Raw genomic sequence first — 17,632 nt, 5'->3', positions numbered from 1 at the left:
GAAGAAAGACAGAACCATGGCATTTTCGGATTACAAGACGGCATTGGTGACGGGCGCCTCGGGCGGAATGGGCTGGGCCATCGCCGAGCGGCTGCGCGCCAAGGGGCTGACCGTCCACGCCTTGGCCCGCAACGCCGACAAGCTGCAGGAACTGGCGGACCGATGCGGCGTCATCCCGCATGCGGTGGACGTTTCCGACACCGAGGCCGTGACCGCGCTGGTGAAGGATCTGGAAATCGACGTGCTGGTGAACAATGCCGGCGTGTCGCGGCCCGGCAGCATCCTTACCTCCAGCGCCTTCGACATCGACGAGCAGATCGACGTCAACCTGCGCGCCGCCCTGCACCTGGCCCGGTTGCTGCTGCCGGGCATGATGGCGCGCGACCGCGGCCATATCGTCAACATCACCTCGATGGCCGGGCATTACGAGTTCGGCGGCCATATCGCCTATCACGCCACCAAGGCGGCGATGCATACCGTCTCGCGCCAGTTGCGGGTCGATGCCTTCGGCCGCCGCGTCCGGGTGACCGAGATCAGCCCCGGCCGGGTCGAGACCGACATCTTCGCCAAGGTCGAGAAGATCGACCCCGCCGAGGCGAAACGCAAATATTACGAAGGCTTCGAGATGCCGCAGGTCTCGGACATCGCCGATGCCGTGGAATATGCGGTCGGGACGCCGCAATATGTCAACATCAACCTGATCGAGCTGCTGCCGACGCTGCAGGTCCCCGGCGGCCTGCGCACCGCAAAGCGCGTGGGCGACGACGTGATCCTGACCGGCAACAAGTAACGCGCCGCCCCGCCGGCATCCGAACAATCCGCACCGATGGAGATTGCCTTGAGCAACATCAAACTGGCCTCGCGCGTCACCAGCATCCGCGTCTCGCCCAGCACCGCCGCCGCGCAGAAGGTCCGCGACCTGCAGGCCGAGGGACGCAGGATCCTCAACCTCACCGTGGGCGAGCCCGATTTCGACACGCCCGACCACATCAAGGCCGCCGCCATCCGGGCGATGGAAGGGGGCGAGACGAAATACACCCCGGTCAACGGCACGGTCGCGCTGCGCAAGGCCATCCAGCGCGACTTCGCGACGCGGCTGGGCATCGACTGCGAATTGAACGAGATCTGCGTCGGCGGCGGCGCCAAGCAGGTGCTGTTCGTGGCGCTGATGGCCACCGTCGAGCCCGGGGACGAGGTCATCGTCCCGGCGCCCTATTGGGTGTCCTATCCCGACATGGTCATCGCCAATGGCGGCACCCCGGTCGTCGTTCCCTGCGGCGAGGAGGTCGGCTTCAAGCTGACCCCCGAGGTGCTGGAGGCCGCGATCACCGCCAACACCCGCTGGGTGATCCTGAACTCGCCCTCGAACCCCACCGGCGCCGCCTATGGCGCCGACGAGCTGCGGGCGCTGGGACAGGTGCTGCTGCGCCATCCGCATGTGATGGTGCTTTGCGACGAGATCTACGACCGAATCTGGTTCGCCGATTTCGAGCCCTGCAGCATCCTGACCGTCCTGCCCGAGCTGAAGCCGCAGGCCCTGGTCGTCAACGGCGTCTCCAAGTCCTACGCGATGACCGGCTGGCGGATCGGCTATGGCGTCGGGCCGCTGGCGCTGATCGATGCGATCAACAAGCTGCAATCGCAGATGTCGTCCTGCCCCTCCTCGATCAGCCAGGCAGCCGCCGCTGCGGCCCTGACCTCGGACCAGCATTCGGTCGACGAGGCCGTGGCGGTCTATCGCCAGCGGCGCGACCGCGCCCATGCGCTGATCAATGCCATCCCCGGCCTTGCCTGCCGCCTGCCGGACGGCGCCTTCTACCTCTATCCCAGCTGCGCCGGCCTGATCGGCAAGAAGACGCCGGACGGCAGGACGATCGAGAGCGACCTGGACTTCAGCCTGTATCTTCTGGAGGCGGCAGGCGTCGCCTCGGTCCATGGCGGGGCATACGGGCTCGAACCCTATTTCCGCATCTCGACCGCGACCTCGATGGAGGTCATCGAACAGGCCTGCGCCGCCATCGCCCAGGCCTGCGCGGCCTTGGACTGAGGACAGGGATCACCGGCCGGCATTCCGGCGGCGATTGCTCGCTGAAGCGGTCGAGGAACGCGTCCCCGGCCCGCGCGGTTGCACGGGCCGATCCGACCACCTTCCCCGGTGCTTGGGGCGATTGCCGCATCGCCGATACGGCTGCGCGGCTTGCCGGCAGCGGCATTCCGGATGGCGATGCCGCGGCTTCGGCTTGAAGGGATCACAGTTGCGGCATGGTTTCGAGCCCCGGGCGAGCAGCAGGCGCAGCCGCCCACCCGCTTGCGGCCTGCAGATCGATACCGCTTGTGCAGCCCGCGATTCTTGCGGGCTGCGCGGCGTCGTGATGTCCTGGGCTTTTTCCGATCAGCCGGGCGCGTAGCCGAAACTCGCCGGCGGTTCGGCCGCGGTCTCGACCCAGACGCTTTTCGTCTGGGTATAGGCCAGCAGCGCCTCCTGCCCCGAAGAGCGGCCGTAACCCGAGCGGCCGAAGCCGCCGAAGGGCGAGCAGACATTGATCGTCTTGTAGCCGTTCACCCAGAAGGTGCCGGCGCGGACCGCCGCCGCCATGCGATGCGCCCGGCCGACATCGGCGGTCCAGACCGCCCCGGCAAGGCCATAGGGATTGTCATTGGCCAGCGCGACGGCCTCCTCTTCGCTGTCGAAGGTCAGGACCGATACGACGGGGCCGAAGATTTCCTCGCGTGCGACGCTCATCTGCGGGGTTACGTCATCCAGGATCGTCGGCGCGAAGTAGAAACCGCCGGTCGCCTCGAACGACGCCGGCCGGCCGCCGCCGGCAGCAATGCGCGCCCCCTCGGTCACGCCGGCGCCGACCATCTCGGAGATCTTTTGCCACTGCCGCCGGTTGTTGATCGGGCCGACATGGGTCGCCTCGTCGAAGGGATGGCCCAGCGCGATGCGCCCGGCCGCCTCGGCATAGGCGGCGACGAAACGCTCCTTGATGCTGCGATGCACCAGCAGGCGCGAGCCGGCAACGCAGCTCTGCCCCGCCCCGGCGAAGATCGCCGCCTGCGCGCCGATGATCGCGCGCGGCAGGTCGGCGTCGGGAAAGACGATATTGGCCGACTTGCCGCCAAGCTCCAGCACGCAGGGCACGGTGTTCCTTGCCGCCGCCGCGGCGATGGCCGCGCCCGCCTGCGCCGAGCCGACAAAGACCACCAGCCCCGTCCGGGGATGGGTGACGCCGGCCTGCCCGGCCGTCGGCCCGGCCCCGGCGATGACATTGACCAGCCCGCGCGGCGCGCCGCCCAACTCGCACATCCGGCCCAGGATCAGCGTGGACAGCGGCGTCAGTTCCGAGGGCTTGATCACCACGCCGTTGCCGGCGCAGATGGCGGGCGCGATCTGCCAGCCGCCGGTGAACAGCGGCGCGTTCCAGGGGGTGATCTGCATGACCACGCCGATCGGCTCGTGGCGGGTATAGTTCAGATGGCTCGACGGCACCGGGATCACGTCGCCGTAAAGCTTGTCGCACCAGCCGGCGTAATATTCGAACATCTCGGCCACGCGCAGCGCCTCGCCGCGGATGTCGCGGATCGGGCGTCCGGCCGAACGGCTTTCGATCTCGGCGATCAGGGGGGCATGGGCGCGGATCTGGCCGGCGATGGCCCACATGATCCGGCCACGCGCGGCGGCGGGCATCGCCATCCATTCGCGCTGCGCGCGCGCCGCCGCGTCCATGGCGGCGTCGATCTCGGCCGCGCCGGCATCGGCATAGCGGGCGAAGACCTGGCCCGAGGCCGGGTCGGTCAGCTCCAACTGCGCCCCCGAGCCGGGCAGGATCTCGCCGCCGATCAGGCTGCCGATGTCGGCGCCCGGAAAGATCTCGCGATAGAGCGTCAGGATCCGGTCGGCCTGTTCGGCGGCGTCGATTGTCGTCACGTTCATGTCGTTACCTCATTTCGCCCGGAAATCGCCCATGCGGGTAAAGTCGTCGTCGCCGGCATAGGGCGCATCGGCCCAAAGCTGCGCGGCCTTCTCGGTCAGCGGCAGCCGGGCGTCGCATTCCTCGGCCAGCTGCCGCGCCAGCCGCACGTCCTTTTGCATCAGCGCCATGGTAAAGCCGCTGTTGAAGGCGCCGTTCATCACCCAGGCCGGGAAATGCACCTCGCTGAGCATGGTCCGCCCGGAAGCGACGTTCAGCACCTCCAGCACCGATTGCGCGGGAATGCCCGCCGCCTCGGCCAGGCGCAGCCCCTCGGCCGTGGTCAGCATATGGGCGGCGCAAAGCAGGTTGTTGACCAGCTTGGCCACATTGCCCGCACCGCTGTCGCCGACATGGATCGCCCTGGCCGACAGCGCCTCGATGACGGGCCGGGCATCGGCCAGGTCTGCGGCGGAGCCGCCGATCATCATGGTCAGCGCGCCCTTGGCCGCGCCGGCCGGCCCGCCCGAGACGGGCGCGTCCAGGAAACCGTGCCCCATCGCCGCCAGCCGGGCCGCCAGCGCCCGCGTCACCGCGGGTTCCGAGGTCGAGGTGTCGATGACGACGACCCGAGAACGTCCCTCGAGAACCCCCGAGACCTGATCGATGACGCCCGCGACATCGCGCGCCGTCGGCAGCGAGAAGACCACGCGATCGGCGGCAAAGACCTGGGCCAGATCGCCCGCCGGCTCGACGCCTTCGGCGCGCGCCTGCGCCAGCCGTTCAGGTGACAGGTCGAATCCCAGGGTGCGGAAGCCGGCCCTGACGGCAGAGGCTGCCATGCCAAGGCCCATCGCGCCCAGGCCCACGATGCCGACGGTGGATGTTTCTGTCATGTGATCCTCTTCTGTTGATGCATGACAGTTTCCGCAACCGGGGCATCGGCGCTAGCGGTCGGATCACGAACGAGGTGTTGCCCCCAGCGGAACATCGGCAAAGCTGGCCATGCTGCGTTCCAGATGTCCGGCCAGTTGCGCCACGGATGCGGGCAGCCGCCGCCGCGCCCGCACCATCAGATGCGCCGTCGCCCCCAGAAGCGCCAGGTCGGCCAGTTCGCGCACCACCGCCGCGCCCTCGGCCAGGTCCATGGCGACCGAGGCGCGGGGCAGGAAGGCCAGCCCCAGCCCTGTGGTCACGAAGCGGCGCAGCGCGTCGATCGAGGTGGTCATCAGCTGCGGCGCCAGCGCCAGCCCGCTGTCCGAGGCGACCCGTGCCAGCAGGTCGGTGGTGCCATGCCCCCTGGGCAGCAGCGCCAGGGGATAGTCCAGGCAATCGGCCAGCCGGACCTGCGGCAGGCCGGCCAGGGCATGGCCGGGCGGCATCACCACGCAAAGCGGATGGCCGGCCGAAACGATGCTGCGCACCGATCCCGTCACCGGCGGGTTGTAGGCGATGCCGATGTCGCTTTCGCCATTGGCCAGCGCCGCGACGACCGCATCCGTCGAGCCGATCAGCAATTCGTAGCGCACATGCGGGCTGTGCGACATGAATCCGGCCAGGCCATTCCGGATGAAATCCGCCAGGAACCCCTCGCCGCAATGGATGCGGATGTTGCGCTGCTGGATGCCGCGCAGATCGGCAAGCTGTTCCTGAAGGAAGCCCGCCTCCTCGACGACGTGGCGGGCATGTTCCAGCACCAGGTTGCCGGCATCGGTCAGGCGCACGCCTTTCGAGCTGCGCTCGAACAGGGTCACGCCCAGCTGCGCCTCGATATCGGCGATCTGGCGCGACACCACCGAGGGCGCCAGCCCAAGCTGGTCGCTGGCGGCGCGGATCGAGCCATGGCGATGCACGGCCAGATAGATGCGGATGTCGCGGCGGTCGAGGGTCATCATCGCCTCACGATGAGGACCGTCCGCCTCGCGAGTCAAGGCGCGCGAAGCTCGGCCGCCGCCAGGTCCAGCCAGAAGCCGACGGCCAGCGGGATCAGCGCATCGTTGAAATCGAAGCGCGGCGAATGCAGGCCGGGATTGTCGCCGGCCTCGCGGCCCGCGCCCATCCAGAAATAGCAGCCGGGCAGCTCGTTCAGCATGAAGGCGAAATCCTCGGCCGCCATGCTGGGCGGGGCGTCGACGACCGAAAGCCCGCCCGCCGCCGCGACCTTGCGCACCAGGGCGGCGTTCTCGGGCGTGTTCAGGGTCGAGGGATAGCGCCGTTCATAGACGATCTCGGCCGTGCAGCCGAACCCTTCGGCGACCGATGCGGCCAGCTTGCGCAGCCGCGCCTCGATCAGGTCGCCGACCGCCGGATCGAACCAGCGGGTCGTGCCGCGGATGACGGCGGTTTCCGGCAGGACGTTCCAGGCATCGCCGCCATGGATCTGCGTCACCGACACGACCGCGCTGTCCAGCGGGCTGACATTGCGCGCCGCGATGGATTGCAGTGCCGACACCAGCTGCGAGGCGGCGAGCAGCGTATCCGCCCCCTCGTGCGGCATGGCGCCATGCGCCCCCTTGCCGGCAAGCCGGATCTCGAAGGTGCCGAAGGCCGCCATCATCTCGCGGTCGCGCGCAACCAGCGTGCCGAGCGGCAGGCCGGGCCAGTTGTGCAGCGCATAGACCGCATCGACCGGGCAGTCGCGGAACAGCCCGTCCTCGACCATGGCCCGCCCGCCGCCCTCGTTCTCCTCGGCGGGCTGGAAGATGAAGCGGAGCGTGCCCTCGAAAGGCGTATCGGCCAGTAGGCGGGCGGCGGCCAGCGCCACCGCCGTATGGCCGTCATGGCCGCAGGCATGCGCCCGGCCGGGATTGCCCGAGGCCCATTCGGCGCCGCTGGTCTCGGTGATCGGCAGGGCGTCGATATCGGCGCGAATGCCGATGGCGCGGTTGCCATTGCCTTTGGTCAGGCTGCCGACCACCCCGGTCCGGCCGATGCCGCGCCGGACCTCATAGCCGAAACCGGCAAGCTGCCCGGCGATGAAGCCGGCGGTCTCGTGTTCCTGGAACCCCAGTTCGGGATTGCGGTGCAACTGCCTGCGCCAATCGATCGCATCGGCCACCACCTGTGCCGGCAGGTCGCGCATCAGAAGAACCTCAGCGCCAGGTCGGCGATCACCACCGAGCCCAGATAGGTGCCCAGCATGACGCAGATGGCGACGATGACGATCTTCCAGCCCGAGCGCCTGGCGATGTCGAACTCCTTGGCCGACAGCGCAAGACCGCCATAGGCCAGGGCCGGCGTGGCCAGCGACAGGAAGTTGATCTTGTCGGCCTGTTGCACCACCCAGCCCGAACCGGGAACGCCGGGGATCGTGGCGACGATGGCGATCAGCGACACCCAGGCGACGGCCGGCAGGTAAAACGGCACGAACCGGGCCAGCATCAGCCCGACGACCGAGCAGAGATACAGGAAGCCCATCCCCGGCAGGGCTTCGAGCGCGCCGATGCCGGTCGAGACATAGTTCGAGATCGTGCCGATGACGCAGGCGATCAGCAGCAGGATCGCGGTTTCGCCGATGCGAATCCGGCGCTCGTCCAGTTCCTCATTGCCCAGGGGCAGGTTGTCAGCGGTCTTGCTCATGATCTCATCCCTGGTTGTAAAGCTCGGGCCGGGCCTTGCGGAACAGCCATTCGGTCAGCGGCAGGGCGACGAACATGCCGACATAAAGCCCGGTGGCATAGGTCAGCACGTTCGAGGCACCCGCCAGGCCAAGGATCAGATCCTTCTGCTCGGGAACGACATTGACGAGGGCGCCCGTGCAGGCCGCCAGCATGGATCCCGACCCGACGCCGCAGGACATGGCCAGGGCGCGGACGTCGAAAAGGCCAAGCGCATGGATCAAGGGCGGCATGATGGCGAAGACGAAGGTGCCGATGAGCGTGCCGGTGGCATAGACGCCCATGACGCCCGCGCCTTCGGGACTGTCGAGGCCGTATTTCTCGGCGATCAGGGCCAGGTTCGGCTCTCGGTCGATGGAATAGACCGCGCCAATGGTCTCGCGTCCCATCCGCAGCAGGAAGACGGCGACGGGAAAGGCGATGGCGATGGTGCCGAGGTTGCCGATCTCTTGCAGGATCAGGGCGGGGCCGGCGTCGATGATGGCCTGGATCTGGGGGCCGACCGTCGTGCCGAACTTGGCGACGAAGGGGGTGATCGCGATGGTGATCATGCCGCCGGCGAATTTCTGCACGCCGGGCGTCAGCAACCGCCTCGTCGCGCGGGTGATGTTCGGATTCAGCACGATGCCCATGGCAAAGGCATAAAGCATCGGCAGCAGGATGATGGCAGCGATGCCGATGGGCAGCCTCAGGACGCCGATCGCCTCGGCGATGCAGACGATGATAAGCACCAGGCCGTGCAACGCCCAGGTTCCAGGGCTGAAGGCAGGGGTTTCCCGCATGGGATTTCCTCTCTGTTGTGGCGGTTTTTGTCGGACTATGAAATCTTCGTGAAGGATCGACCAGCCCGCGAACTGGAACATCGCGTTGCCCGGACAGCAACGACATGCAGCGGGCCGCGGCGTTCCGAGCAGATCGAGCGGTCGGAAGCGCCGCCCGTTTCAGCACGCCCCCGCAGGGCGAATGCCGCGGCTGCGACGGCCTTCAACCGGTGCGCCCGGTCGCCGGGAGCGTGGCGAGGCGCCGGCTTCCCGGACCCTGCCGCCTGGCCCGCCCTGGCCCGCTGCCCCAAAGGCATCAGGCCGTGATCGCCGGCGAAATTCGCCGCCGGGACCGGCGGGGCGAGGCCGTTGCCGGCGCGGCCCGCCCGCGGGCGCGGCGGCGCGTAAAGGAAACGCCCGCTCTGGTTATTGACATCCCCGGCCCCGCTTCGCATGCTGCGCATCTCACCAGGGGTGTCCCGACAAGGGGCTGAGATACTGCTGGGCCGCGAGGCAGCGCAGGGACCCTATGAACCTGATCCAGTTCATGCTGGCGTAGGGACGGTGCGGATGCCTTGCCGGTCGTTGCGACCAATGGGGCATCCTTTTCCTTCCCGTCAGTGCTGGGTCTCCAATGCTGCGACGCGAGGAGCCTCGACATGACATCCAAAGAAACCCTGACGGTCACGACCGGACCGCTGCCCGCCTCGACCAAGGTGTTCAAGCCCGGCGTGCTTCATCCCGACATTCGCGTGCCCATGCGCGAGATCGCCTTGCATCCAAGTGCCGCGGAACCGCCGGTGACGGTCTATGATTCCTCGGGGCCCTATACCGATCCCGCCGCCGAGATCGCCATCGAACGGGGCCTGCCGCGCCTGCGGGACGGTTGGATCGCGGCGCGTGGCGATGTCGAGGCCTATCAGGGCCGGCATGTGAAGCCCGAGGATAACGGCTTCGTCGCCGGCGACCGGCTGACGCCGGAATTTCCCGTCCGGCACCGGCCCTTGCGGGCGCGGGACGGGAGCGCCGTCACCCAGCTGGCCTATGCCCGCGCGGGCATCGTCACGCCGGAAATGGAGTTCGTCGCCATCCGCGAAAACCTGGGCCGCAAGGCCGCGAAAGAGGCGCTGGCCCGCGACGGGCAGGATTTCGGCGCCGCGATCCCCGATTTCGTCACGCCCGAGTTCGTGCGCGACGAGGTGGCGCGCGGGCGGGCGGTCATCCCGGCCAATATCAACCACCCCGAGGCCGAGCCGATGATCATCGGCCGCAATTTCCTGGTCAAGATCAACGCCAATATCGGCAATTCCGCCGTCACCTCGTCCATGGCCGAGGAGGTGGACAAGATGGTCTGGGCGACGCGCTGGGGCGCGGACACGGTGATGGACCTGTCCACGGGCCGCAACATCCACAACATCCGCGAATGGATCATCCGCAATTCGCCCGTGCCCATCGGCACCGTGCCGATCTATCAGGCGCTGGAAAAGGTCGGCGGCGTGGCCGAAGACCTGACATGGGAAGTCTTTCGCGACACGCTGATCGAGCAGGCCGAACAGGGCGTCGATTATTTCACCATCCATGCCGGGGTGCGGCTGCGCCACATCCCGCTGACGGTGGACCGCGTCACCGGGATCGTGTCGCGCGGCGGCTCGATCATGGCGAAATGGTGCCTGCATCATCACCGCGAAAGCTTCCTCTACGAGCATTTCGAGGAGATCTGCGACATCATGCGCGCCTATGACGTCAGCTTCAGCCTTGGCGACGGGCTGCGGCCCGGCTCCATCGCCGATGCCAACGATGCGGCGCAATTCGCCGAACTGGAAACCCTGGGCGAGCTGACGAAGATCGCCTGGGCCAGAGATTGCCAGGTGATCATCGAGGGCCCAGGCCATGTGCCCATGCACAAGATCAAGGAGAACATGGACAAGCAGCTGGAGATCTGCGGCGAGGCGCCGTTCTACACCCTCGGGCCGCTGACCACCGACATCGCGCCGGGTTACGACCACATCACCAGCGGCATCGGCGCGGCGATGATCGGCTGGTTCGGCACGGCGATGCTGTGCTATGTCACGCCCAAGGAACATCTGGGCCTGCCCGACCGCGATGACGTGAAGACCGGCGTCATCACCTACAAGATCGCCGCCCATGCCGCCGACCTGGCCAAGGGCCATCCGGCGGCGAAGATCCGCGACGACGCCCTGTCGCGCGCCCGGTTCGAGTTCCGCTGGGAAGACCAGTTCCACCTCTCGCTCGACCCCGAGACGGCGCGGGCCTTCCACGACGAGACCATGCCGAAGGAGGCGCACAAGCTCGCGCATTTCTGCTCGATGTGCGGGCCGAAATTCTGCTCGATGCGGATTTCCCACGACATCCGCGCCGAGGCGCAAAAGGAGGGCATGGCCGCCATGGCACAGAAATACCGCGAGGGGGGCGACCTCTACATGCCCGTGCGCGAGGGGGTCTGACCTGCCCTTGGGCAGGATGATGGAGGGGGAGGGCCGCCGGCGGCGGCCCCCGTCGAGGAAACTGGTCGCTTGGACCGCTTCCCGAGCCCGTGGCACCGCACCCCGTCGGGCGGCAGAGATCGCCCGGCGGAAACGCCGCGCCCGGGATCGGATCAGCGGCTATTCCGCTGCAAGCGCCGCCAGGACGGCATCCGCGCTTTTGCTGTTCACGGCAAGACGCACGTCGTAGAGGATCGCCAGCCGCAGCAGCGACTTCACGTCAACGTCATGGGGCAGGGCCGACAGCGGATCGATGAAGAAGATCAGGTTCTTCAGCCGCCCTTCGGAGATCATCGCCCCAAGCTGCGCGTCGCCGCCCAGCGGTCCGCTGAGCAGTCGGCCCACTTCGAGCCCGGTCGCGGCATGGATCCGCGCCCCGGTGGTACCGGTAGCGATCAGCGACAGGGGACGAAGCCGGTCGATCCGGTTCTCGACCCAGGCGATCAGGTCGTCCTTCTTGCCGTCATGCGCGACCAAGGCCAGATCGGCGCGATTATCCATGCAGGCTCTCCACAAACATCTCTGTTAGCGCAATCATATCGACCTGCCGGCCGCAAGTCGAGTTGGCGATGCGGCGGCGCAGATTTTCTCCCGAAACAGCCGACGGGCCCGCAGCATGGGGCGGCAGGCCCGGAACCCCGGCCCGGCACCGGGGTCGAGGATCTGCCTGTTTCATGGGCCGTTCCCGGAAAAACCGGCTGAAAATCCGTCAGACCATGCCGGCCGACGCGACGGCGCGGCATGAGGATTGGTGGCGCGCGGCCGATGCCCTCTAGTGCCCCTGAACCACTGGAAGGATAGAGGGAAGGGATACAGGGATGAACAGGATCATCGGCGCAGCCGCCGCTCTGGCCATTTCGACCGGGCTTGCGGGCATCGCGCAGGCGCAGGAAGGCGAGCCGATCAAGATCGGCGTGCTGCATTCGCTTTCGGGCACGATGGCGATTTCGGAAACCACGCTGAAGGACACCGTCCTGATGATGGTCGAGCGCCAGAACGCCAGGGGCGGGCTGCTGGGCCGCCCGCTGGAGGCCGTGGTGGTCGATCCGGCCTCGGACTGGCCGCTGTTCGCCGAAAAGGCGCGCGAACTGCTGACCGTCAGCGATGTGGACGTGATCTTCGGCGCCTGGACCTCGGTTTCCCGCAAATCCGTGCTGCCGGTGCTGGAGGAACTCAACGGGCTGATGTTCTATCCCGTGCAATACGAGGGCGAGGAAAGCTCGAAGAACGTCATCTATACCGGCGCCGCCCCGAACCAGCAGGCGATCCCGGCGGTCGATTACATGATGGAGGAACTGGGCGTCGAGAAATGGGCGCTCCTGGGCACCGATTACGTCTATCCGCGTACCACGAACAACATCCTTGACGCCTATCTGAAGGACAAGGGCGTCGCCGCGGCAGACATCTTCGTCAACTATACCCCTTTCGGGCATTCGGACTGGTCCAAGATCGTCGCGGACGTGGTGGCGCTTGGTGCGGACGGCAAGAAGGTCGGCGTCGTCTCGACCATCAACGGCGATGCCAATGTCGGCTTCTACAAGGAGCTGGCGGCGGCAGGCGTCTCGGCCGAGGACATTCCGGTCATCGCCTTCTCGGTCGGCGAGGAAGAGCTTTCCGGCCTGGATACCGCGAACCTGGTCGGGCATCTGGCCGCCTGGAACTATTTCCAATCCGCCGACACGCCGGAAAACGCCGCCTTCATCGAGGAATGGCACAAGTTCATCGGCGACGACAAGCGCGTGACCAACGACCCGATGGAGGCGACGATGATCGGCTTCAGCGCCTGGGTCGCGGCGGTCGAAAAGGCCGGCACCACCGATGTCGATCCGGTGCTTGACGCCATCGTCGGCATCGAGGTGCCGAACCTGACCGGCGGCACCGCGACGGTCCTGCCCAACCACCACCTGACCAAGCCGGTGCTGATCGGCGAGATCCGCGCCGACGGCCAGTTCGACATCGTCAGCCAGACCGATCCGGTGCCCGGCGACGCCTGGACCGACTACCTGCCCGAATCCGCCGTGCTGGATGCCGACTGGCCGGGCAAGCAATGCGGCATGTTCAACACGCAGACCAACAGCTGCGTGCAGGTCCAGTCGAACTACTGACCGGCCTTTGGGGGCGGTGCTGCCGCCCTCTTGCGCCTCCAGACGGGAATGCCCATGACCTGCCGCCTGATCGCCCTGCTGCTGAGCCTGTTCCTGGCCTTGCCCGCCGCCGCCAATCCGGCGCTGGAAACGGTCGTCGCCGACAACCTGGACCAGATCCAGCACCCCTCGCGCCGCACGGTCGAGCCGGTGGTGGCCCGGATCGCCGCCACCGGACCCGAGGGGCTGGCGCTGCTATCGGCCTGGGTGGACCGCGCGCTTGGCCTGGCCGACGGGCGGCTGGTGATCGTCACGGGCGACGGAGCCACGGACGCGGTGACGGGGCAGGCCGTCACGGGCGCGAAGCCGAAGATGCTGCGCCCCAATGCCGGGGTGCGCGGCGTGATCGAATCGGCGCTGGTCGCGGGCGAGATTGCCAGCCCCGACCCGGCCCGCCGCGCCGCCGCGCTGGCCAGCATCGCCCGCGACGGCACCGCCGCGCATCTGGCCGCCCTGCGCGCCGCCGCACCCGAGCCGGACCCCGCGCTGGCCGCCCGCCGCGCCCGGATCGAAAAGCTGCTGACCATCCGCTTCGACGCCGACCCCGCCGCGCGGGTGGCAGCCATCCAGGACATGGCGGGCGACGTGAGCCTTGATTTCCGCGCCGCGCTGAACCCTTTGCTGGCGACCTGGCGCGTGGCCGCGGCCGAGGAGCCGCAGGGCGCCAATATCGCCCGCGAATTGCGCCTGGGCTCCGACGATTTCCCGCGCGAGGCCGCCGTCGCCCTGCTGACCGCGCAGGGGCTGATCCAGCCGCGCCTGACCGCCGCCGACCAGCGCAATGCGCTGGCCGCGCATATCGTCGATGGCAAGGTGGGCGGCATTGCCGTCGCCGAGCTGTCCGACCCGAAGGCCCGCGACCGCGCCTATGAGGCGCTGGAGAGGGCGGGAACCGTCCCGCCCGCCGCCACCGAGGCCGAGACCGAGGCGGCGCTGGCAGGCACCCGCTTCTTCGATGTCTATGCCGAACCGGATGCGGCCGTGACCGACGCCGCCCGCGCCGCGCAAAGGGGCGCGGAATGGCGGCTGGCGGCGATGAAGGGAATCGATCTGGGGCTGGATGCGCTGTCTCTTGCCTCGATCTGTTTCCTGGCCGCCATCGGGCTGGCGATCACCTTCGGGGTGATGCGGGTCATCAACATGGCGCATGGCGAATTCATCATGATGGGCGCCTATACCGGCTATGTCGCGCAGACCGTGATCGCGGATCGCACCCTGTCGCTGGTGGCGGCGCTGCCGCTGGCCTTCGCTGTGACCTTTGCCGCCGGGGTGATGCTTTACCGGCTGGTGATCCGGCACCTGGCGCATCGCCCGCTGGAGACGCTGCTGGCGACCTTCGGCGTGTCGATCGCGCTGCAACAGCTTGCCAAGAACGTCTTCGGCACGCAGGCCCGGCCGCTGACCGCGCCCGCATGGCTGGAAGGCGCGATCACGCTGAACGACGTGGTCTCGATCTCGACCATCCGGGTGGCGATCTTCGGGCTGGCACTGCTGTTCCTGGGCCTGTTCCTTATCATCATGAAGCGCACGCGGCTGGGGCTGGAAGTCCGCGCGGTGACGCAAAACCCCGGCATGGCGGCCAGCATGGGGATCAACCCCGACCGCATCGCCATGCTGACCTTTGGCCTCGGCTCGGGAATCGCCGGGATCGCGGGCGTGGCCATCGGCCTGTTTGCCCAGGTCACGTCCGAGCTGGGCCAGCAATATATCGTGCAAAGCTTCATGACGGTGGTGGTGGGCGGCGTCGGCAACATCTGGGGCACGCTGGCGGGCGCCGGGCTGATCGGGGTGCTGTCGAAGGTGATCGAATCCTTCAACCCCTCGAACACGCTGGCGGCGCAGACCTTCATGATCCTGTTCATCGTGATCTTCATCCAGTTCCGGCCGCGCGGCATCATCCCGCAGCGCGGCCGTGCGGCAGAGGCGTGACATGACCCGGCAACCCTTCATCCTGCGCAACCCCTCGGTGCTGGCCGTCCTGGCGCTGCTGGCCGCCTTTACCCTTGCCGTGACGCTGATGAGCGCGGCCTATGGGTCGGGCGTCATCCCCACCTCGACCGTCAAGGTGCTGGGCAAGACGCTGTGCCTGGCGCTGGCCGCCCTGGCGATGGACCTGGTCTGGGGCTACCTGGGCATCCTCAGCCTGGGGCAGATGGCCTTCTTCGCCCTGGGCGGCTACATGATCGGGCAATGGCTGATGTATGCCCGCACCGAGGCCATCGTCGCCGCATCGCTTTCCGGCAACCCGATCCCGCCCACCGCGCAGGAATTGCGCGAGGCGGTGGCCAACCAGATCTTCGGCGTCGTCGGCTCGGCGGACCTGCCGCTGGTCTGGACCCTGGCCCATTCGCTGACGGCGCAGCTGGTCCTGGTGGTCGCGGTGCCGGGGCTGCTGGCGCTGGTCTTCGGTTGGCTGGCGTTCCGGTCGCGGGTCAACGGCGTCTACCTGTCGATCCTGACGCAGGCGATGACGCTGGCGCTGGCCCTGTGGCTGTTCCAGAACGACAGCGGCTTTCGCGGCAACAACGGGCTGTCGGGATTGCAGAACATCCCCGGCCTCGATGGCGTGTCGCAGGCGCGGCTCTCGGTCTGGTTCCTCTGGGCCTCGGCCGCCGCGCTGGCGTTGTTCTACCTCCTGGCCGCATGGGTGGTCGGCGGCAAGTTCGGCAGCATCATCCGCGCCATCCGCGACGACGAGACCCGCGTGCGCTTCCTGGGCTATCCGGTCGAGGGCTTCAAGCTGGCAGTCTTTACCCTGGCTGCGATGATCACCGCCATCGCCGGCGCGCTCTATTACCCGCAGGCCGGCATCATCAACCCGGCGGAGCTGATGCCCATCGCCTCGATCTACCTGGCGGTCTGGGTGGCGATCGGCGGGCGCGGCCGGCTTTACGGCGCCATGATCGGCGCCATCGTGGTCTCGCTGCTGTCCAGCTGGTTCACCGGCGGCCGCGCGCCCGACCTGAACCTGCCGGGCTATACGGTCAAATGGGTGGACTGGTGGCAGGTGGCGCTTGGCCTTTCCTTCGTGCTGGTGACGCTTTTCGCCCCCAAGGGCATCGCGGGGATCGTCGACCGGCTGGCTGGCATCCTGCCGCCGCGCCGCCACGGCCGCGCCCTTGGCCCCGATCAGGGCGCATTGCAGGAACAGGAGGCCAAGGCATGACCGCGCTTCTTGAAGTGGACGGGATCTCGGTCAGCTTCGACGGGTTCCGGGCGATCAACAACCTGTCTTTCAGCATCGGCGCAGCGGAACTGCGCGCGGTGATCGGCCCCAACGGCGCGGGCAAGACCACCTTCATGGACATCGTGACCGGCAAGACCCGGCCCGATTCCGGCGATGTGAAATTCGGCGAAAGCTCGCGCTCGCTGCTGCGGATGAACGAGGCGCAGATTGCGCGGGCCGGCATCGGCCGCAAGTTCCAGCGGCCCACCGTCTTCGAGGACCAAAGCGTCGCCGCCAACCTGACCATGGCGCTGAAGGCGCACCGCGGCCCCTTTGCGGTGCTGTTCTGGAAGCCCTCGGCCGCGTCGCGCGCGCAGGTGGCGGAACTGGCGGCCGAGGTCGGGCTGGCCGAGCACATCCACCGCAAGGCGGGCGAATTGAGCCACGGCCAGAAGCAATGGCTGGAGATCGGCATGCTGCTGGCCTCGGCCCCGCGCCTGCTGCTGGTGGACGAGCCGGCGGCCGGCATGACCCTGGCCGAGCGCGAGCAGACCACGACGCTCTTGGTGCGGCTGGCCAAGACCCGCGCCGTGGTGGTGGTCGAGCACGACATGGACTTCGTGCGCCGGCTGGATTGCAAGGTGACGGTGCTGCACCAGGGCTCGGTGCTGGCCGAGGGCAGCCTGGACCATGTGACCCGCAATCCCGACGTGATCGAAGTCTATCTGGGGCGCTGAGACATGCTGGAAGCCAGAAACCTGACCCTTCACTATGGCGGCAGCCAGATCCTTCACGGCATCGACATCGACGCCCGGCCCGGTCGCGTGACCTGCGTGATGGGCAATAACGGCGTGGGCAAGACCTCACTGCTGAGCCTGCTGGCCGGACGGCACCCCCGCTCGGGCGGCACGATCCGCCTTGACGGGCGCGAACTGGGCCGAGTGACGGCGCAGCAGATGGCGCGGCTGGGCGTGGGCTATGTCCCGCAGGGCCGGGCGATCTTTCCGATGCTGACCGTGCGCGAGAACATGGAGACAGGTTTCGCCTGCCTGCCCCGCAACCAGCGCCGCATCCCGGACGAGATCGTCGACAGCTTTCCCGTGCTGGCCGAGATGGCGCATCGGCGCGGCGGCGACCTGTCGGGCGGCCAGCAGCAACAGCTGGCTATCGCCCGCGCGCTGATCACCCGGCCGCGCGTCCTGCTGCTGGACGAGCCGACCGAGGGCATCCAGCCCAACATCATCGCCCAGATCGGCCGGGTGATCGCCGCGCTTCGCGAGCGGGGCGACATGGCCATCGTGCTGGTCGAGCAATATTTCGACTTCGCGTGGGATCTGGGCGACGACTTCCTGGTGCTGGAACGCGGCAGGCCGGTGGCCCAGGGATCGAAGGCCGATCTGCGGCGCGAGGATCTGCATGCGCGGCTGGCAGGCCACGCGGCATGATGGCTCCAACCCCTGCCGGGTCAAGAAATCGGGCACGCGAAGCCGGCCAGCCCGGTGAAGCGTATTTCCCCGGTTCCGGGC

Annotated in this window: 15 protein-coding genes and 1 riboswitch; of the genes, 8 read left to right on the top strand and 7 right to left on the bottom strand. The window is 67.9% G+C overall.

All coding sequences use genetic code 11. From position 1 onward, the window contains the following. The first annotated feature begins 16 nt into the window (after positions 1–16). Positions 17–790, top strand: coding sequence for an SDR family oxidoreductase (locus ACNKFW_RS01430; RefSeq protein ID WP_024844180.1), 774 nt, complete (start codon positions 17–19; stop codon positions 788–790). 48 nt (positions 791–838) lie between these two features. Continuing rightward, a complete protein-coding gene (locus ACNKFW_RS01425; protein ID WP_418024528.1) occupies positions 839–2,047 on the top strand; it encodes an aspartate transaminase in 1,209 nt (402 codons plus the stop codon). A 345-nt stretch (positions 2,048–2,392) separates the two neighbouring features. On the opposite strand, the gene ACNKFW_RS01420 is transcribed toward ACNKFW_RS01425, so the two are convergent. The 6 genes from ACNKFW_RS01420 to ACNKFW_RS01395 all read right to left on the bottom strand — a co-directional run bounded on the left by ACNKFW_RS01420 (position 2,393) and on the right by ACNKFW_RS01395 (position 8,313). Beyond that, positions 2,393–3,937, bottom strand: coding sequence for an aldehyde dehydrogenase family protein (locus tag ACNKFW_RS01420; RefSeq protein ID WP_036747381.1), 1,545 nt, complete (start codon positions 3,935–3,937; stop codon positions 2,393–2,395). A gap of 9 nt (positions 3,938–3,946) precedes the next feature. Then, positions 3,947–4,810, bottom strand: coding sequence for an NAD(P)-dependent oxidoreductase (locus tag ACNKFW_RS01415; protein WP_418024526.1), 864 nt, complete (start codon positions 4,808–4,810; stop codon positions 3,947–3,949). 63 nt (positions 4,811–4,873) lie between these two features. Next, on the bottom strand, positions 4,874–5,809 hold the full coding sequence (locus ACNKFW_RS01410) for a LysR family transcriptional regulator (protein ID WP_024844184.1): 936 nt from the start codon (positions 5,807–5,809) through the stop codon (positions 4,874–4,876). 32 nt (positions 5,810–5,841) lie between these two features. Further along, positions 5,842–6,996 (bottom strand): M20 aminoacylase family protein, encoded by a 1,155-nt coding sequence (locus ACNKFW_RS01405; RefSeq protein WP_418024524.1) that lies wholly within the window; start codon positions 6,994–6,996, stop codon positions 5,842–5,844. Continuing rightward, a complete protein-coding gene (locus ACNKFW_RS01400; protein ID WP_024844186.1) occupies positions 6,996–7,493 on the bottom strand; it encodes a hypothetical protein in 498 nt (165 codons plus the stop codon). The genes ACNKFW_RS01405 and ACNKFW_RS01400 overlap by 1 nt, the downstream gene beginning before the upstream one ends. 4 nt (positions 7,494–7,497) lie before the next feature. Continuing rightward, a complete protein-coding gene (locus ACNKFW_RS01395) occupies positions 7,498–8,313 on the bottom strand; it encodes a DUF3100 domain-containing protein (RefSeq protein WP_024844187.1) in 816 nt (271 codons plus the stop codon). 439 nt (positions 8,314–8,752) lie between these two features. Further along, a riboswitch (TPP riboswitch) is annotated at positions 8,753–8,872 on the top strand. Between the two features lie 79 nt (positions 8,873–8,951). Between ACNKFW_RS01395 and thiC the strand changes: the two genes are divergently transcribed. Beyond that, positions 8,952–10,757, top strand: a complete 1,806-nt coding sequence (thiC, locus tag ACNKFW_RS01390) for a phosphomethylpyrimidine synthase ThiC (RefSeq protein WP_024844188.1) — start codon at positions 8,952–8,954, stop codon at positions 10,755–10,757. Positions 10,758–10,916: 159 nt separating this feature from the next. Here the strand turns inward: thiC and ACNKFW_RS01385 are convergent, their stop codons facing one another. After that, a complete protein-coding gene (locus ACNKFW_RS01385; RefSeq protein ID WP_024844189.1) occupies positions 10,917–11,297 on the bottom strand; it encodes a methylglyoxal synthase in 381 nt (126 codons plus the stop codon). Positions 11,298–11,614: 317 nt separating this feature from the next. Here ACNKFW_RS01385 and urtA point away from each other — a divergent pair, with 317 nt between their 5' ends. From urtA to urtE, 5 genes are read left to right on the top strand one after another with little or no spacing between them, the layout of a single operon-like run. Then, positions 11,615–12,901: an urea ABC transporter substrate-binding protein gene (urtA, locus tag ACNKFW_RS01380; protein WP_024844190.1), complete on the top strand. Its 1,287-nt coding sequence runs from the start codon at positions 11,615–11,617 to the stop codon at positions 12,899–12,901. 48 nt (positions 12,902–12,949) lie between these two features. Next, complete coding sequence (urtB, locus tag ACNKFW_RS01375) at positions 12,950–14,869, top strand: urea ABC transporter permease subunit UrtB (RefSeq protein WP_081762183.1); 1,920 nt, start codon at positions 12,950–12,952, stop codon at positions 14,867–14,869. 1 nt (position 14,870) lies between these two features. Next, the gene (gene urtC / locus ACNKFW_RS01370; RefSeq protein ID WP_418024521.1) at positions 14,871–16,106 is read left to right on the top strand and encodes an urea ABC transporter permease subunit UrtC; all 1,236 of its coding nucleotides are present in this window, start codon (positions 14,871–14,873) and stop codon (positions 16,104–16,106) included. Beyond that, complete coding sequence (gene urtD, locus ACNKFW_RS01365; protein ID WP_024844193.1) at positions 16,103–16,843, top strand: urea ABC transporter ATP-binding protein UrtD; 741 nt, start codon at positions 16,103–16,105, stop codon at positions 16,841–16,843. Before urtC ends, urtD begins: the two co-directional genes overlap by 4 nt. A 3-nt stretch (positions 16,844–16,846) precedes the next feature. Continuing rightward, complete coding sequence (gene urtE, locus ACNKFW_RS01360) at positions 16,847–17,551, top strand: urea ABC transporter ATP-binding subunit UrtE (RefSeq protein ID WP_147427494.1); 705 nt, start codon at positions 16,847–16,849, stop codon at positions 17,549–17,551. Positions 17,552–17,632 lie beyond the last annotated feature (81 nt).

The sequence above is a fragment of the Paracoccus sp. TD-10 genome (genome assembly GCF_048270675.1).
In the GTDB taxonomy this organism is placed as follows: Bacteria; Pseudomonadota; Alphaproteobacteria; order Rhodobacterales; family Rhodobacteraceae; genus Paracoccus; species Paracoccus pantotrophus.
Note: the sequence above shows the minus strand (reverse complement) of the source record. Positions and strands in the feature narration are given on the sequence as shown.

Bases quoted from the DNA above. Each gene is read 5' to 3' on its own strand.
- urtD (WP_024844193.1), top strand. From the start codon at position 16,103: ATGACCGCGCTTCTTGAAGTGGACGGGATCTCGGTCAGCTTCGACGGG.
- ACNKFW_RS01405 (WP_418024524.1), bottom strand. From the start codon at position 6,996: ATGCGCGACCTGCCGGCACAGGTGGTGGCCGATGCGATCGATTGGCGC.
- ACNKFW_RS01400 (WP_024844186.1), bottom strand. From the start codon at position 7,493: ATGAGCAAGACCGCTGACAACCTGCCCCTGGGCAATGAGGAACTGGAC.
- ACNKFW_RS01415 (WP_418024526.1), bottom strand. From the start codon at position 4,810: ATGACAGAAACATCCACCGTCGGCATCGTGGGCCTGGGCGCGATGGGC.
- urtE (WP_147427494.1), top strand. From the start codon at position 16,847: ATGCTGGAAGCCAGAAACCTGACCCTTCACTATGGCGGCAGCCAGATC.
- ACNKFW_RS01385 (WP_024844189.1), bottom strand. From the start codon at position 11,297: ATGGATAATCGCGCCGATCTGGCCTTGGTCGCGCATGACGGCAAGAAG.
- urtA (WP_024844190.1), top strand. From the start codon at position 11,615: ATGAACAGGATCATCGGCGCAGCCGCCGCTCTGGCCATTTCGACCGGG.
- ACNKFW_RS01410 (WP_024844184.1), bottom strand. From the start codon at position 5,809: ATGATGACCCTCGACCGCCGCGACATCCGCATCTATCTGGCCGTGCAT.
- urtB (WP_081762183.1), top strand. From the start codon at position 12,950: ATGCCCATGACCTGCCGCCTGATCGCCCTGCTGCTGAGCCTGTTCCTG.
- ACNKFW_RS01395 (WP_024844187.1), bottom strand. From the start codon at position 8,313: ATGCGGGAAACCCCTGCCTTCAGCCCTGGAACCTGGGCGTTGCACGGC.
- ACNKFW_RS01420 (WP_036747381.1), bottom strand. From the start codon at position 3,937: ATGAACGTGACGACAATCGACGCCGCCGAACAGGCCGACCGGATCCTG.
- thiC (WP_024844188.1), top strand. From the start codon at position 8,952: ATGACATCCAAAGAAACCCTGACGGTCACGACCGGACCGCTGCCCGCC.
- ACNKFW_RS01430 (WP_024844180.1), top strand. From the start codon at position 17: ATGGCATTTTCGGATTACAAGACGGCATTGGTGACGGGCGCCTCGGGC.
- urtC (WP_418024521.1), top strand. From the start codon at position 14,871: ATGACCCGGCAACCCTTCATCCTGCGCAACCCCTCGGTGCTGGCCGTC.